Below are 16340 nucleotides of genomic sequence, written 5' to 3'. Positions count from 1 at the left end.
CGGAAGACGAACGCCCCGGGGGGGAGGTGATGTGTTCGTTGTGGTTCTGTGCGGACTCCCGCCGTCGGTCACGGTGCGGGCCGGCCTCTGCTCAGGAGTGCTTCCAGCTGTCGGTGAAGGCGCTTCCGGTGCTGGAGAGCGGGCCCGGGACCGCATCGGTGACACCGCCGTGCACCATGGTCACCGGCTTGGCGCCGGCAGCGGCGAGTGTGCGGCCGTCGATGCTGGCGCCGGTGAAGGCGACGCTACCGAAGTCAGCCAGGGGTACGCGGGATCCCCTTCGTTTGGGCGCCTCGGCGATCACCTCGGCGCTGCCGTTGGTGGCGCCCCTGTAGTGGGCGAGCTGGTGGGTCTCGCTCCAACCGAGGGTCTGATCGGTGAGCTTGACGGTGTAGTCGTCGGACGCGGCGTCGAACACGACCGACGCGGTCATGGTGTCGCCGGCCCGCACGGTGTCGCGGTAGGCCGACTCCGGGTCCGGATAGTCCTCGTACCAGGCGAAGTAGCGCGGGGTGCCGTTCACGGTGTCGCAGTCGGCCTGGGTACCGGTCTGTTCCACCGTGGAGGTGCCCATACCGTCGAGCCCGACCCAGATGGACACCGCGCCGGTGTGCTCGCAGGTCACCCGGGGCTGGATCCAGGTCGCGGCGACGCTGTGGTACGTCGAGCCGGTGGAGGCGTAGCCGGACCAGTTACCGGAGACGGTACCCGCGAAGTCGCGGCCGGCGTACTCGGCCGTCCCGGAGCTGGTGGCTGCGGCTGCGGCCGGGACCTGTACGCCGAGGGCCAGCAGGGCCGCGGCCGCGATGGCCGCGGTGACCGGTCTCCGGGCCTGCACAGCTGGCGAGTTGGATATGACGGGCATGAAGTCTCCTTGTCGTGGGGGCGCTTCGGCGGGCGGTGGCTTCGACGGGCCGGCCGCCAGGGGGATCCGGAGGGACCCGCCGGGTTCTGGCCACCGAGCGTTCCCTGAGCTGGGGCTGACGTCAACGGAACTTCGGAAGCGGCGGGTTGTCTGGCAACGCGGCAACCGCTGGCCCATCCTCTGACCTGCGGCGACGTGGTCGGGCGCTCCGCCGGCCGAACAATTCTGTGGATTCGCCAGAAGCACTTGGGCCGGACGGTGACGGCCGCCACGCGGTAGGCGAATCCACAGAGTTGGCGCCGGTGCCGCCCTGCCCTCCGTGCGACGTTCCGGACACCTGCTCCGGCCGGCCACACCGCTCAGTCCAGTGCTCGATACCGGCGTTGCGGCCGGCCCCGTTGCCCGTAGCGCAGCTCCACCTCGACAACGCCGCTCTGGACCAGGTGCTCCAGATAGCGGCCCGCGGTGGGCCGGCTGATGCCGAGCCTGTCGGCCAGTTCGGCGGCCGACAGGTCGGGGCCGCTCCGCAGGGTCTCCCGGACCGCGTCCAGGGTCGGCTCGCTCAGTCCCTTGGGCAACTGCTCCGCGGGGGCGTGCAGGGTGCCGAAGAGCCGGTCGATCTGCGGCTGCGAGACCAGCCCTTCCACGGCCAGGTCCCGTTGGAGGGCCTGGTACCGGCGCAACAGCTGGCTCAGCGCCGCCAGCCGTACCGGTTTCACCAAATAGTGAAGGGCTCCGCTGCGGATGGCGGCCCGGACGGCGTACAGGTCGGATCTGCTGGTCACCACGATCACGTCGGTGCCGGTGCAGCCGCCGCGCAGCTCCGCGGCCAGGTCGAGACCGTTGCCGTCCGGAAGACTGATGTCGATCAGGGCCAGCTGCGGTCGGCGCTGCGCGGCCACCGCCCGGGCGGCCATAACCGAGGCGGCGACGCCCACCACGGTGAAGCCGGGCACATGTGCGACGAAGCGGGTCAGGGCGGCAGACGCCACCGGATCGTCCTCGACGATAAGAGTCGCGATCAAGTCCGCCCCGCTCCTGCTGAACACGTGCACCACCCAGCCCGACCTCGGCCGGTCAGCGGCTGGCAGGTCCATGCCCACCGGCCCTGGCCCGGTCCGCATCGGCCCACCATAATGCTGCGACACCGGACGGGGCGCGGCCCGGCCGGTTGGCGAGAGGTGCGGATGGAGAGACGAACCGGTCGCCCGGCCATGCTGCTGGGCCCCCGGCGGCCGGTGCTGAGCCTGGCGGCGCTGTACGTGGCGTTCGGGCTGCTGCCCCTGCTGACGCTGGCCCAGTTCTGCCTGTCGTCGGCACAGGACGCAGTACGGCACCAGGTCAGCACCGGGCTCACCACCACCGCGACCACCAGCGCCGTGGTCACCGCTGACCGGCTGTCAGCACTCGGTGATCTGGTCACCGCTTCGGCGAACGACCCGGCACTGGCCGCCTACCTGTCCGACCCGAGGCACATCACCGAGGGCGAGTCGCCGATGCAGGAGGTCAAGCAGCTGCGCAGTTCCCAGCCGGGGGTGGCCGAGGTGCTGCTGTGCGACCTCGGCGGTCTTCCGCTGGCCGACTCGGCGGACCTGGGCTACCTACGCGATCCGACCGCGACCGACTGGTTCCGGGCCGAGGTGGCGAGTCCGCGCACCTATCTGTCCGCCGGATACGCACCGGAGACGCGGGGCACCGGGCGGGCGGTGGTGATCGCCGCACCCGTGCGCGACCGGACGGGCCGGCCCGGCGCCGTGCTCGCCGCCGCATATCGCCTGGACGCGCTGCAGACCTTCACCGACCAGATCGCCGCGGCACAGGGTATCGGCCTGGTGATCACCGACCAGACGGGCGCGCCCGTCGCGTCGTCGGCGTCCGACCGGCCGTCCGCCCGGCCCTCGGACGGTCACGGCCAGGTCCTGACCGCGACCCGGCCGGTGCCCGGCTTCGGCTGGATCGCGACCGCGACGGTGCCCGAGAGGCAGGCCCTGGCCCCGCTGCTCGCGCTGCGCTCGGCCGTGGTCGGCGCGGTCCTGTTGCTCGGCACGGTCCTGCTGATCGGCCTGGCCGCCCAGATCAGGCTGGCCTGGGCGCGCAGCCGGGCCGAGGACGCCCTGCAGGCGGCCCGGGACGAGGCACTGCTGCTCTCCGAGCGGAAGTCCACCCTCCTGGCGGAGGTGAGCCACGAGATCAGGACCCCGATGAACGGCATCGTCGGCATGACGGGGCTGCTGGAGGCCACCGGGCTGGACGAGCTCCAACGCCGCTATACCGCTGCCACTCGGAGCTCGGCCGCGGCCCTGCTCACCATCGTGGATGACCTGTTGGACCTGTCCAGGATCGAGGCAAATAGATTGACGCTCCGTCATGTCGCCTTCGATCCCGAGTGGTTGTGCGCCGAGGTGCTCGACCTGATGGCACCGCAGGCGACGGAGCAGGGGCTCCGGCTGGACGCGAGGATTGCGCCCGAGGTACCGGACCGGCTGGCCGGCGATGCCGGGCGGATCAGGCAGGTGCTGGTCAACCTGGTGGGTAACGCCGTGAAGTACGCTCCGCTCGGGCGGGTGGACGTGCTGGTCGATCTGGTCGCCGATGCAGCCGGGCCGGGTGGGTACGTGGTGCGGTTCGAGGTCCGCGACACCGGGGACGGGCTGACGCCGGACCAGCAGGAGCGGATCTTCGACCACTACACGCGGTGCGCCGGAGCGGGACAGGCGGTGGAGGGCGCGGGACTGGGGCTGGCCATCAGCAGGGAGCTGGTCGCCGCCATGGGCGGGCGCATGGGCGTGGAGAGCACGCCCGGGCAGGGCAGCCGGTTCTGGTTCACGCTCGGGCTGGCGCCGGTCCCCGGGCCTGGCGGGGTCGAGTTGCCGCCCTTCCTGGATGCGGTGGGCGGGGCCGTCCTGGTCGCCGATGACGACGAGGTCTGCCGGCAGGTGGCCCGGGACGTGCTGGAGGGGGCCGGCTTCACCGTCGACCTCGTACCGGACGGTGAGCAGGCGGTGGCCGCCATCCGGAGGGCCGAGTATGACCTGGTGCTGATGGACCTGCGGATGCCGGGGCTGGACGGGCTCGCCGCCACCCGGGCGATCCGCGCCGGACGGCACCACGCCTCACCGCCCGTGGTCGCGGTGACCGGGGAACGCGAACCGGAGGTGCTCGAGGCCTGCCGGGAGGCCGGCATCCAGGCGGTGGTGGGCAAGCCGGTCGACTGGCCGGCGCTGGTCGGGGCTCTGCGGGGCGCCGGCGCCTCGGAGCGCGGCGACCGGGCACCGGTCACCGCTGCGACGGCCGGCGGTTCGCCGTTCCCGGTTCCGCCACCGGCCTGGCGGATCGAATGGGACAGCGAGGTGGTGGCCGATCTGGCGGAGTGCGGGGCCTTCCCAGCCGCGGCAGAGGCGTTCGGCATCACCGCACCCGGACTCGCGCAGGCGGTGGCCGCCGCCGTCCGGGCAGCGGACCTGCCCGCCCTAGGTGCCGCGGCGCACCGGTTGGCAGGGGCTGCGGCCACCATCGGCGCCCGCTCACTGGCGGCCCGGTGCCGTCGGATCGAGCGGCTGGCCGAGACGGGCGGCCCACCACCCCCGGGGACGGCCGCGGGCCTGGCCGACGAGGTGGCGGCAGCGATCGTCGAGCTCAACTCCCTGCACTCATCAGCCGGTTCGGTCTGACCAGCCGATCCGCGCAGGTGTCGTCCCACTCCCAGTACAGGCCGTGCACTCCGGGGGCGACGTCGGGGACGACCAGGCACGCCTGACCCGTCGAGGAGATCCGCACCTCCTGGACCGTCCGGGCCGGCGCGTCGTGGTGCGGCCGCCAGGCCGCGGTGCAGCCGGCCGGCAGCATGCCGACGTCGAAGTTCACCCGAAGCGCCAGGTTTCGGCCGGGGACGCACACCTTCCGCTCGTACTCCGTGGCTACGTGCGAGGACGGGTACGCATAGCTGTACTCGACGATCGTGCTGCCGCCCGGCGGTATCGGGAGGTCGAAGAGCAACTCGGCGGCAGTGATGCCGTGTTCGCGGTCGATGCGACGCCGGCCGAGTCGGCAGCCGACCAGTCCGAACAGATCGGCGTCGGCCGACGTCTCCGACTCGGCCCGGGTTACCAGGATCAGCCGGTCCGCGCCCCGGTCGAGCGCTCGCACGATCTGCAGGACGTCGACCCTGCGCTCCTCGCGCTCGGGCCCGATGTGCACGTCGATGCGCGTGTGGAGAGTCTCCACCCGCGTGTTGGCCCGCGGGTCGAGGTCGGCGAGGACCCGCTCGACGGCCTGATCGCCGTAGGTCCGGCGGTGGTCCAGCGAGCCGGGAACGTGGTCGATCCACCGGCCGCGCGGCCGGCGCGGGCCGAGCAGCACGATCAACGAGTGGCGCTCCAGCTCCAGGACCTCCTCCAGCGCGCGTACGGCGTCCAGCGAGGCAGCCCGCTCGGGTCTGCTGCGGCCGCGCTGCCAGTAGCTGAGGCTGGACACGCTCACCTGGATGCCGCGGCGGGCCAACCGGCGCTGGACGGCCTCCAGGCTCAGGCCCTGCTCGCGGATCGCCGTCCGCAGCGCCAGATCGAAGGGGCCGGAGCGGAGCACCTGGGCGAGCTCCGTCCCCATGACCGAACCTGCCCCGCTCAAGGATTGATTGCGCATCCTGCACCTGCTCCCACCGGGACCGCACCGTGTCGGCAGTCGCTCCGAGCTGCGGAATCTACCGGGCGAACCCGCTGAGATCAGATATCTGTGCATATTTATCACCGTCGGCACCGGCCCACTCGGGTGCGGCCACGGCGCCGGGGCTCGGCACAAGGGCCGGTCTCTCGAAGACCACCAACACGTCGCGGCGATCTGCCGGATTCCGGCCGTACCAGCCCGTGCCGCAGGGCTGCCTCCTACGCGGCGGCGTCGGTGGCGCACCAGCTGACCGGGAGGGTGAGCGGTGACTTGCTCGGGGATTCGTCGTCCCAGGTGGGGTGGTGGCCGTCGGGCACACGCAGGTCCGGGAAGCGGTCCAGCAGCGCCTGGAGTCCCACGGTCATCTGGGCCCGGGCCAGGTGCGCGCCGATGCAGTTGTGCGCGCCCCGGCCGAAGGTGAGGTGCGGGTTGTCCGCTCGGCACAGGTCCAGCCGGTCGGCGGCGGCGAACACCCGCTCGTCGCGGTTGGCGGAGGCGAGGACGGGCAGTACGGCGTCGCCCGCGCGGATCCTCCTACCGTGCAACTCGATGTCCTCGACGGCCTGGAGGACCACGACACCGTTCATCACCGGTACGTACCGCAGGAGTTCCTCCACCGCATCGGGCATCACTCCGCGGTCGTCACGCAGTCGGGCGTACTGGCCGGGCACGGTCAGCAGCGCCACCACGGCGTCCCCCAGGAACATGGTGCTCGTCCGGTAGCCGGCGACCAGCATCGAGAGTCCGAAGTTGACCACGCTCTCCCCGTCCAGACTGCCGCGCCCGCACGCGCGGACCAGCTCGGTGAGGATGTCGTCGGCGGGCTCGCGCCGCTTGCGTTCGAGCAACGACCGGATGTACTCGCGCAGTTGGGAGGTGACCTGGCGGCCCTCGTCCAGGGTGAGAATCGCCCCGAGGGCGGCGTCCGCCCTGGGCAGGAAGTACTCGCGGTCCTCGTAGGGGATGCCCACCATCTCACACATGGCCAGCAGCGGGAAGGGCTCCAGGAAGCCGCCGACCAGGTCACCGGGCTGCCCGCCGGCCACGAACTCGTCCAGCAGCCGGTCGGCCGACCGGCGCAGCCGCGGCAGCCGGCGCCGGACGGACCGGACGCTGAACGGCTCGGCCAGGGCCCGGCGCAGGGCCGCGTGCCGGGGGCCGTCCAGTTCCATCATCGTGATCAGGCCCGGCTCGTCGTCGGCGGCCCGGTCGGGCCGGGGCGGCCAGTCGTTGATGGTCGGCCTGATCAGCCGGGGGTCCGCGATCAGGTCCCGGACGTCCTCGTAGCGGGTGGCGTACCAGGCGGTGGCGCCGGCCGGCAGCCGGACCTGCGCCAGTGGGCACTGGCGGCGCAGCCACCCGTACTGCTCGGGCGGCCCCATGGTGCCCGGCGGCGGGAGGGGCAGGTCGATGACGGGCCACTCGACGGCGGGTTCCGGCGGTGTGCTGCTCACTGATGGTGCTCCCCTGGGCGGGTGGGAGGCGGCCGGGTCGGCCTCACCAGCTGACCGGGAGGGTCAGCGGTGACTTGGTCACGGATTCGTCGTCCCAGCTGGGTTCCTGTCCTTCGGCCAGGTGAAGTCGCGGGAAGACGTCGAGCAACGCCTCCAGACCCACGGTCAGTTCGGCGCGTGCCAGATGGGCGCCGAGGCAGTTGTGGGTCCCCCGGCCGAAGGCGAGATGGCCCCCGTGGCCCGTGATCGCGCCGGTCCGGCTCGGGTCGAGCCGGTCGGCGTCGGCGAAGACCCGCTCGTCCCGGTTGGCGGAGGCCGGCACGGGGATGACGGCGTCCCCCTTGCGGATCGTCCGCCCGTGCAGCTCGATGTCCTCGGTCGCCAGGAGGATCACGGTGCCGTTCATCACCGGCATGTAGCGCAGGAACTCCTCCACTGCGCCGGGCATCGACTCCCGGTCGTCGCGCAGGCGGGCCCACAGGTCCGGCCGCTCCAGCAGGGTGTGCACCGAGTCGGCCAGGAAGAAGCTGCTGATGCCGAAGCCGACGGTGAGCATGGACAGCCCGAACGCCATCACGTCGTCGTGGGTCAGCGCTCCGTCGTCGCACTGGCGGACCAGCTGCGTCAGGACGTCGCCGCCGGGCCGGTTCCGCTTGCGGGCGATCAGTTCGGCCACGTACCCGCGCAGCAGATCGGTGACCCGGCGCCCCTCCTGCGAGGTCACCATCCCGCCGAGGGCCGCCTCCAGCACCGGAAGGAACCGGTCCCGGTCCTCGAAGGGGATGCCCACCAGGTCGCACAGCACCAGCAGGGGGAAGGGGTCGGTGAAGCCGGCGACCAGATCGCCGGGTGGGCCGTCCTCCTGGAATTCCTGCAGGAGTCGTTCGGCGAGCCGGCGGATGCGCGGCAGGTGGTCCCGCACGGCCCGGGAGCTGAACGGGTGGGCCAGGGCCCGGCGCAGGGCCGCGTGCCGGGGGCCGTCGAGTTCGGCGATCGTGACCAGGCGCGGCCCGTCGTCCGCGGGCTGTCCGGGGCGCGACGGCCAGTCGTTGATGGTCGGCCTGATCAATCGGGGGTCCGCGAGCAGCGTCCGGACGTCCTCGTACCGGGTGGCGTACCAGGCGGTCGCGTCCATCGGCATCCTGACCTTGGCCAGCGGGCAGCTCTCGCGCAGCCACGCGGCCTCCGCGGGCGGCCCCATGGTGCCCGGCGGCGGGAGCGGGAAGTCCAGGACGTCCGGCTCGGGTCCGCTTCCCCGCGCACCGGGTGGTTGTGCGGTCATGCGCGCTCCCCTTCCCGGGGCTGCTCCGGCTACGGGCGCTCGATGTAGCCGGTGGCGTAGAAGTACTCCAGGTAGCGGTCCAGCAGTTCCGCGTCGACCGGAGGGCAGCGCAGACCCGAAGCGGCCAGGTCACGCTCGACGTTGGCCCGCCCCACGGTCGGGAAGGTGCCTTCGAAGTACATCTCCTTGACGGACATGTCGGCCTGCCTGCAGCGGTCCACGCACAGTGAGACGAACGGGGCCGTGGGGCTCGTGGGGTGCTGTGCGACATGGCGGACGAGTTCGCCAACCCACTCCTCGTAGGGGAGCCGGCGGATCCGGTGGCCCGCGGCGTCCATCCGGTCGAGCATGTCGCACAGGCTCGCCGGGCGGGGATTGGTCAGGTGGTAGGTCCGGCGGGTGGTGCGGTGCGTGGTGGCGATGTGCACCAGGGCGTCGGCGAGGTAGTCCACCGGGACGAAGTCCAGCGGCAGCGGGATGTCGGGGGCCAGCCCGGTCTCGCTGATCGTCTTGAACAGCGAGCAGATCGCGGTGTCGGTGTTGCAGGCGCCGGTCCGCCGGTCCCCGGTGATCTCGTACGGCCGGTAGACCGCCGCCGGCAGGCCCTGACCCGCGGCGTCGCGCAGCACCTCTTCGGCGACCCACTTGCTCTCGGCGTAGCCCATGGTGAGGCAGTCGGCGTGGTCGAGCGGCAGGTCCTCGTCGACGTGCCGCACGCCGGCGGTCCCGAAGCCGGCCAGCACCGCGACGGTGGAGAGGAAGTGCACCGGCACCCGGCGTCCGGCCGCCAGCCGTACCAGCTCCCTGGTGCCCTCCACATTGGCGCGGCGCAGCGCGTCGTACGGATAGAGGAAGTTGACCTGCGCGGCCGCGTGGACCACCAGGTCGAGGGTGTCGGCGAGCTCCTCGGCGTGGCCCGGTTCCAGACCGAGGCCGGGCTCGGCGAGGTCGGCGGGGAAGCACACGGTGCGGTCGGCGGTTTCGGCGGTGGCCAGGCCGAAGCGGGCCAGGTTCCGCGTCACCTTCTGCCGGGCGTGGGCACCGTCCCGGCTGCGCACCGGGCAGTGCACCCGGGCGTCGGTCCGGCGCAGCAGCCCGAGCAGCAGGAAGGCGCCGACGAATCCGGAGGCGCCGGTGAGCAGCACCTCCCCGGGATGCCGCCAGTCCGGGTGCGGTCCGCGCTGCGGCGGCAGGGTGAAGCCCAGCCGCGCTTCGGCACGGAAGTCCACCGGGCCCGTGTCGGCTCTCTCGCCGCCGTGCCGGTCCTTGACGGTGGCGACGGCGGCGGTGAACTCCTCCAGCGTGGGGTAGCGCAGCAGGCTGTGGACCAGGGTGCGGCCGTACCTGGCGTCGAGGTCGAAGGCGGTCAGCGTACGGGTGACGACCTCGGCCGCAAGCAGGGAGTCACCGCCGATGTCGAAGAAGCCGTCTCCCGGCGCCGGGTGCACACCCAGCACCAGCTGCCAGACCCGCGCCAGGGTGTCCTGCGGACCGGGACCGGGGCCGTCCACCGCGACCGGGGTGGCGGCCGGCTCGGTCGCCGCCAGCCTGCGCAGCCGGTGGCGGTCGACCTTGCCCCCCGCGGTCACCGGGAACCGCGCGACCTCGACCAGCCGCGCGGGCACCGCGGCCGCGGGCAGCCAGCCGGCGAGGGCGCTGCGGATGCGGTCCAGGGGCAGCGCCTGGCCGGGGCGGGCCGGTGTCACGTATCCGATAAGGGCGTCGCCGTCCCGTTCGACGACGGCCTCGCCCACCGCGTCGTCCGCCCGCAGCCGCGTCTCCACCTCGTCCGGCTCGATGCGGTGCCCGCGCAGTTTGATCTGCCTGTCCATCCGGGCCCGGTACTCCAGTACGCCGTCCGCGCGCCGGACCACCCGGTCACCGGTGCGGTAGAGCCGCGTACCGGGCTCGACGAGGTCGTCGACGAAGCGCTCGGCGGTCAGCTCGGGGTCGCCGAGGTACCCGAGTGCGAGCCCGTCTCCGCCGACGAGGAGTTCACCTTCCTCGCCCACGCCTGCGGGCGTGCCGTCCTCGCGCAGCACATGGCAGGTGGAGTTCTCCAACGGGTGGCCGATCGGCACGGCCGTCACCTCTGGAGGCAGGTCGTGCACCAGGTGTGCGGTCGAGACCACGCTGTTCTCGGTCGGACCGTAGAAGTTCACCACGGTGGTGTCCGGGCAGGCCGCCAGTATCGCGCGGGCCAGCTCCGCGTCCATCGCCTCCCCGCCGGCGGAGGCGAACCGCAGCGACCGCAGTGCCGACGGCCTGGTGCGCGCGATGTGGTGGAACACCCCGGTGGTGAGGTAGGCGATGCCGACCCGCTCGGTGAGCAGCAGTGACTCCAGGGCGGCCGGTGACAGCAGTTCCTCCTGCTCGGCGATCACGATGCAGGCTCCGGCCAGCAGCGCGGGCCAGATCTCGATCGAAGAGGCGTCCGAGGAGAGGCCGTAGGCGTGCAGCACCCGCTCACCGGGCCGCGGCCGCTGCCCGACCAGGTCGGAGGCGGCCAGCCGGACGACGCCGCGGTGCGGGATCGCCACCGGTTTGGGGCGACCGGTCGAGCCGGAGGTGAACATCACATAGGCGCAGTCCGCGGGGTGCACCCGGGCCTGCGGTACCGCGACCGGCGCGGTCGCCGCCAGGCCGCCCAGGTCGATGCGGGCACGCACGCGCCGGATGCGGCGGGCGCTGCCGGGCAGCGTGACGAGGGTGTGCACCCCGGCGTCCTCGGCCATCGCCTGCAGGCGCGCGGGCGGTGAGGTGTCGTCGAGCGGAACGTACGCCGCGCCGGCCTTGAGGATGCCCAGGAAGGCGACCAGTGCTTCCGGCGACCGGCCTCCGCACACGCCGACCTTGTCACCGTGCCGCACACCGGAGTCGTGCAGCCGGGCGGCCAGCGCATCGGAGCGGATCTTGAGTTCGCCGTAGCTGATGCTGCGACCGTGCTGTACGGAGGCGGTGTCCTGCGGGCGGCGCGCCGCCCGGGCGTCGAACAGCTCGTGCAGACAGCGGTCGCGTGGATAGCACCCCGTCCCGGCCTGCTGGGCCGCCGACTGATGCGTCAGTGTCTGAGTGTCCATCGGAAGATCACGCTCTCTGCCGCGCACGGACCACCTGGCACGGGAAGCTACGGTTCGAACTCCTCGGCGAAGGCGGCGAAGTCGGCGGTCCGCCATCTCCGGGGTCTCATGCGGATGAGGATGTCGTCGGCCAGTTGCCCTTGATTGGCCGCCAGGTACGCCTCCGCCGTGTCCGGGTCCAGGTACCGGCGGGCCAGCTCCTCGCGTTCGGCCGGCGGCAGCGGGTCCTCGACGGCCACCACCGGACCCTCCACGCTGACGTAGCGGTAGGGTGCCGTCTCGTCCTGCGCGCAGAGGCTGAACCGACCCGCGCCGTGGATGAGCCGCGCCTTCTGCGTTTCCCGCCCGGTCTGGATCGTCACCAGCCCACCGGGCCGGTAGGAGTACCAGAGCGGTACCAGCAACGGCCCACCGCCGTGGCGCGGATCGTCCACTCCCAGGATCCCCACGTGCAGGCCGGCGAGGAACTCCTCCCGGTCTTCGACCGACATCCTGAGATCCACTGGTACCGCCTCGATTCGGCAGGGAACGCATCCGGTGTTGACGTGGTGCGGAGAAGGACGGGCCGACGGGGTGACCTCCGGCCGGGCGCCGCGCCGGCGCCACCGCTGTGTGCGGGTCCTCCATCGCCCTCGGCCGGTGCGCCGGGCCGTCGAGGACCCGTGGCTCGTCCGGGGCAGGGACCGGTCCTCTTCCAACCTTTCATCACACCCGGGTGGCTCGCATCCGGGCGGGGGGCGAGGACGGGGTGCTTCCGCCTCCCGGGTGCTCGGTGGGAGCGGACCGCCGGTCATCGGCCGGGGTGGCCGACGGGACGCGTGGGCTACCGGGCCGTTCCCCCGCCGGAAAGCACAATGAGAGGTCCTGCCAGGTGCGAGGACAGGCCCTGACCGTCAGGTGGTTCACCAGGAGAAGGAAGAGGCACATGAGGGCAGCCATCCGAGCCGAGGGCCTGGTGAAGACCTTCGGCGACGTACGGGCCCTGGACGGGGTCGACCTGGACGTGCCGGAGGGGACGGTGCTGGGTCTGCTCGGCCCCAACGGCGCCGGCAAGAGCACCGCGGTGCGGGTGCTCACCACCCTGTTGCGGCCCGACGCGGGCCGCGCCCAGGTGGCGGGGGTGGACGTGCTCAGACACCCCGGCCGGGTCCGCAGCCTGATGGGTCTCTGCGGTCAGTACGCGGCGGTCGACGAGTACCTCACCGGCCGGGAGAACCTCCAGATGGTCGGCGAGCTCTACCAGATGCGGACCAGGGACGCCAAGGCGCGCGCCCGGGAGCTGCTGGAGTCGTTCGACCTCGCCGAGGCGGCTGACCGGCTGGCCAAGACCTACTCCGGCGGTATGCGCCGCCGGCTCGACCTGGCGGCCGCACTGGTGGTGCGGCCCCCGGTGATGTTCCTCGACGAACCCACCACCGGCCTGGATCCGCGCAACCGGCTGGCGCTCTGGAAGGTCATCGAAGCGCTGGTGACCGAGGGCACCACCCTGCTGCTCACCACCCAGTACCTCGAGGAGGCCGACCGGCTGGCGCACGACATCGCCGTGGTCGACCACGGCCGGGTGATCGCACGCGGCTGCGCCGACGACCTCAAGGCCAGGATCGGCGGCGAGCGGGTGGAAGTGGTGGTCCACGAGCGCGAGCTGATCGGTGCGGCCGTCGCGGCGCTCACCCCGTACGGGACGGGCCGGCTCAGTGTGGAGCAGCACACCCGGCGGATCACCGTACCGGTGCGCGGGGGCGCCAGGGTGCTCGCCGCCGTCATCCGCGAGCTGGACGGGCGGGACATCCTCATCGACGACATCGGCCTGGGCAGGCCCACCCTCGACGACGTCTTCCTCTTCCTCACCGGCCACGCGGCCGAGGAGACCGGCCCCGGAAAGGACGCGTGACCATGGCGGTCGTCACCGACGGAGCGGGGGGACAAGGGATCCCGCAGCCGCGCGGCGGACTCGTCCAGATGGCGCGCGACTCCTGGGTGGTCGCGAAGCGCAACCTGCGCCGGATGACCCGGATTCCCGAGATCGTGGTCTTCGGGCTGCTGCAGCCGGTGATGTTCGTACTTCTCTTCTCGTACGTGATGGGCGGCGCGATCAAGGTACCGGGCGGCGGCTACCGGGAGTTCCTGATGGCGGGGATCTTCGCCCAGACGGTCACCTTCGCGGTGGCGGGGGCCTCCGCCGGCATCGCGGAGGACATGACCAAGGGCCTGGTCGACCGCTTCCGCTCGCTGCCCATGGCGCGCTCGGCGGTGCTCGCCGGGCGGACCCTGGCCGACGTGGTGCAGAGTGCCTTCATCCTGCTGGTGCTGGCTGTCGTGGCGCTGCTGGTCGGCTGGCGGGCGCACCACGGGGTGCTCGCGGCGCTGGGTGCCTTCCTGCTGCTGCTCCTGCTCGGCTACGCCTTCTCCTGGATCGGGGCGCTGATCGGCCTGTCGGTGCGCAGCCCGGAGGCCGCCACCTCGGCGGGCCTGATCTGGCTCTTCCCGCTCACCTTTCTCTCCAACGCCTTCGTGCCGGTGAACACCATGCCGGGCTGGCTGCAGGCGATCGCCTACTGGAACCCGTTCAGCGCCACCGTCCAGGCGTGCCGGAACCTGTTCGGCAACCCCGGGGCCGACGGCGCGCCCGTCTGGCCGATGCGGCATCCGGTCGCGGCGTCCACGCTCTGGTCGCTGCTGATCCTGGGGCTGTTCTCCTGGCTGTCGGTGCGCAAGTACCGCGACGCGGCGGGGTGATCGACCGGCAGGTCGGCGTCGCGCCGCCGGGCCTGCCGGTGTCCGGTCCCCTGGTGTTCCAACCAGCCTCAGGGCGTGGAAGGCACCGCCTTCAGTACGCCGAGCAGCCGGGTGACCTCACCCGCCATGGCCGTTCGTCCGGCCCCGAGGTACCGGCGGGTGTCGACCAGTTCCGCGTTCTCGGCGAGGGCCCGCCGGACGGCGGTGGTGAAGACCTTGTTCAGGTGGGTGGCGATGTTGACTTTGGTCATGCCGTGCTCGATGGCGCGGCTCAGGTGCTCGTCGGCCACTCCGGAGGATCCGTGCAGGACCAGCGGCACCGGAACGGCCTTGCGCAGCACGGCGATGAGCTCGAAGTCGAGCGCGGCGTCGCGGGTGAGCATGGCGTGCGAGGTGCCGACGGCCACGGCGAGTGCGTCGACTCCGGTGGCGGCGACGAAGGCCGCGGCCTCGCCCGGGTCGGTCCGGACGCCCGGCGCGTGCACACCGTCCTTGCCGCCGACCTTCCCGAGTTCGGCCTCCACCCAGACACCCGCGGCGTGGCAGTGCGCGACCACCTCGGCGGTGGTGCGGACGTTCTCCTCGTAGTCCAGCGCGGAGGCGTCGAACATGACCGAGGAGAACCCCAGTTCCACGGCCTGGTGCGCGAGTTCCGGGCGGGTCGCGTGGTCGAGGTGGACGGCCACCGGCACCTCGGCGGCGCGGGCGACGGCCAGCACCGCGGAGCCGACGGGGGTGAGCGCGCCGTGGTAGCGGACGGCGTTCTCGCTCAGCTGCAGCACCACCGGCGATCCGGCGGTCTCGGCACCGGCCACGATGGCCTGGGCGTGTTCGAGCTGGATGACGTTGAACGCGCCGACCCCGCGCGCGGCGCTCGCGGCGGGGGTGACGATGGCGCCGGTACCGGTCAGGGGCATGGGGAACTCCTCAGGTACGAAAGGGGCGGACGTCCACCAGGGATCGAAGGCGCCGGTGGACGGCGGGGTCGAACTCGCCGGCCAGCGGCGCGGCGACGGCGGCCGTGGAGAGCGCCACCGCCTCGGCCAGCAGGTCCGGCCAGCGAGCACCGGCGACCAGCCCGAGGGTGAGGGCGGCCACCGCGGCGTCCCCGGCGCCGGTCGGATTGCCGGCCAGCAGCTCGGGCGGCTCGGCGCGCCAACCGCCGTGCGGCGTAAGGGCGATGAGGCCGCCGGGGCCTAGCGAGGCGACCACTGCCCCGGCACCGGCGGCGCGCAGGGCACGGGCGGCGGCGACCGGATCGGCAAGGCCGGTGACGGCGACCAGCTCTCCCGCGTTCGGCTTGATCAGCGCCGGCCCGGCGGGCAGCGCGGCGCGCAGGGCATCGCCGTCGGCGTCCACCACCGCAGGCACCCCGTGGGCGTGCGCTCGGCGGACCAGGACGGCGTACGCGTCCTCGGGTACGCCGCGCGGCAGGCTGCCGGAGTACACCACCGCCGCCGTACCGGGCAGCAGCGCGTCGAGGTGCTCCAGGAAGCGCGCCCATTCCCCGGGCCGGACCACCGGCCCGGGCTCCAGCAGGATCGTGGTGTCGCCGGCCTGCTCCTCCACCACGGCCACCGTGCGGCGGCTCTCCCCCTCGATCGGCAGCAGCTGGTCGGCCAGCCCGGCTTCGCTGAGGTCGCGGCGCAGCGCGGCACCGGTGAGGCCGCCGGCCAGGCCGGTCACGACGGTGGGCCGTCCGAGCGCGCGCAGGACCCGGGAGACGTTGACGCCCTTGCCACCGGCCCGTTCCGCCACGGCGCGGACCCGGTTGCCGTCGTGCCGGCGCAGTCGGTCCACGCGGTAGGTGACGTCGAGCGCGGCATTGAGCGTGACGGTGAGGATCACGCTCGGGTCTCCCCGTTCAGCGGGTCCTGGGCAGGCAGCGCCACACCCCGACCGCCGGAGCGGACGTCGTGGCCGAAGGCGCCCCGGCGGCCCGGGGGTCCGGCGAGTTGGCGTCGGACCGGTAACCGCCGCCGGCCGAGATCGGCGTCGAGCACCGAGCTTCCCGCCCCGCCGTCGGCGGTGCCCGGCACCGCGATGCCGGCAGCGGCCGGATCGAACCGCTCGACGTGGCTCATGACGGACCCTCCTGTGCGCACAATACTGCCAGCCGCCTGCTCGAAGCTGATCTCTTTATAGCGATATCGATCAACTGTGAGCAATACTGCGGCGCCGGATCGAGCACGTCTGCACGACGGGAGATTCGCGTGCGAGGCCCAACATCTGACGGCACGGCTGAGAAGTGGTGATGGGAA

13 protein-coding genes are annotated in these 16340 nt (G+C 72.6%); 3 read left to right on the top strand and 10 right to left on the bottom strand.

Annotated features, from left to right (window positions below; genetic code table 11):
- Window positions 1-91 precede the first annotated feature (91 nt).
- Together ACZ5ON_RS05725 and ACZ5ON_RS05720 are read right to left on the bottom strand one after the other, a co-directional pair.
- Entirely contained in the window at window positions 92-865 is a 774-nt protein-coding gene (locus tag ACZ5ON_RS05725; protein WP_465585935.1) for a G1 family glutamic endopeptidase, read from the bottom strand.
- A 359-nt stretch (window positions 866-1224) separates the two neighbouring features.
- Window positions 1225-1890 carry a response regulator gene (locus ACZ5ON_RS05720; protein WP_465585932.1) on the bottom strand — a complete coding sequence of 222 codons (666 nt, stop codon included), beginning with the start codon at window positions 1888-1890 and terminating at the stop codon, window positions 1225-1227.
- A 162-nt stretch (window positions 1891-2052) separates the two neighbouring features.
- On the opposite strand from ACZ5ON_RS05720, the gene ACZ5ON_RS05715 reads away from it, so the two are divergent.
- A complete protein-coding gene (locus tag ACZ5ON_RS05715) occupies window positions 2053-4536 on the top strand; it encodes a hybrid sensor histidine kinase/response regulator (protein WP_465585929.1) in 2484 nt (827 codons plus the stop codon).
- Here the strand turns inward: ACZ5ON_RS05715 and ACZ5ON_RS05710 are convergent.
- The 5 genes from ACZ5ON_RS05710 to ACZ5ON_RS05690 form a co-directional block, all read right to left on the bottom strand.
- Window positions 4502-5470, bottom strand: coding sequence for a helix-turn-helix domain-containing protein (locus ACZ5ON_RS05710; protein WP_465585927.1), 969 nt, complete (start codon window positions 5468-5470; stop codon window positions 4502-4504). The two genes, ACZ5ON_RS05715 and ACZ5ON_RS05710, sit on opposite strands and share 35 nt — an antisense overlap.
- Window positions 5471-5745: 275 nt before the next feature.
- Window positions 5746-6981: a cytochrome P450 gene (locus tag ACZ5ON_RS05705; protein WP_465585925.1), complete on the bottom strand. Its 1236-nt coding sequence runs from the start codon at window positions 6979-6981 to the stop codon at window positions 5746-5748.
- 43 nt (window positions 6982-7024) lie between these two features.
- Window positions 7025-8263: a cytochrome P450 gene (locus tag ACZ5ON_RS05700; protein WP_465585923.1), complete on the bottom strand. Its 1239-nt coding sequence runs from the start codon at window positions 8261-8263 to the stop codon at window positions 7025-7027.
- Window positions 8264-8292: 29 nt separating this feature from the next.
- Window positions 8293-11343 (bottom strand): amino acid adenylation domain-containing protein, encoded by a 3051-nt coding sequence (locus ACZ5ON_RS05695; protein WP_465585920.1) that lies wholly within the window; start codon window positions 11341-11343, stop codon window positions 8293-8295.
- Between the two features lie 47 nt (window positions 11344-11390).
- A complete protein-coding gene (locus ACZ5ON_RS05690) occupies window positions 11391-11834 on the bottom strand; it encodes a pyridoxamine 5'-phosphate oxidase family protein (RefSeq protein WP_465585918.1) in 444 nt (147 codons plus the stop codon).
- A gap of 434 nt (window positions 11835-12268) precedes the next feature.
- Here ACZ5ON_RS05690 and ACZ5ON_RS05685 point away from each other — a divergent pair, with 434 nt between their 5' ends.
- Together ACZ5ON_RS05685 and ACZ5ON_RS05680 are read left to right on the top strand one after the other, a co-directional pair.
- Complete coding sequence (locus ACZ5ON_RS05685; RefSeq protein WP_465585916.1) at window positions 12269-13234, top strand: ATP-binding cassette domain-containing protein; 966 nt, start codon at window positions 12269-12271, stop codon at window positions 13232-13234.
- A gap of 2 nt (window positions 13235-13236) precedes the next feature.
- Complete coding sequence (locus ACZ5ON_RS05680; RefSeq protein WP_465585914.1) at window positions 13237-14079, top strand: ABC transporter permease; 843 nt, start codon at window positions 13237-13239, stop codon at window positions 14077-14079.
- A 68-nt stretch (window positions 14080-14147) separates the two neighbouring features.
- Here the strand turns inward: ACZ5ON_RS05680 and ACZ5ON_RS05675 are convergent, their stop codons facing one another.
- From ACZ5ON_RS05675 to ACZ5ON_RS05665, 3 genes are read right to left on the bottom strand one after another with little or no spacing between them, the layout of a single operon-like run.
- The gene (locus tag ACZ5ON_RS05675; protein ID WP_465585912.1) at window positions 14148-14996 is read right to left on the bottom strand and encodes a class II fructose-bisphosphate aldolase; all 849 of its coding nucleotides are present in this window, start codon (window positions 14994-14996) and stop codon (window positions 14148-14150) included.
- A 10-nt stretch (window positions 14997-15006) separates the two neighbouring features.
- Entirely contained in the window at window positions 15007-15927 is a 921-nt protein-coding gene (locus ACZ5ON_RS05670) for a 1-phosphofructokinase family hexose kinase (RefSeq protein ID WP_465585910.1), read from the bottom strand.
- Complete coding sequence (locus tag ACZ5ON_RS05665) at window positions 15924-16163, bottom strand: hypothetical protein (RefSeq protein WP_465585908.1); 240 nt, start codon at window positions 16161-16163, stop codon at window positions 15924-15926. The genes ACZ5ON_RS05670 and ACZ5ON_RS05665 overlap by 4 nt, the downstream gene beginning before the upstream one ends.
- Between the last annotated feature and the right edge of the window lie 177 nt (window positions 16164-16340).

Source organism: Kitasatospora sp. NPDC032150 (genome assembly GCF_055579945.1).
Note: the sequence above shows the minus strand (reverse complement) of the source record. Positions and strands in the feature narration are given on the sequence as shown.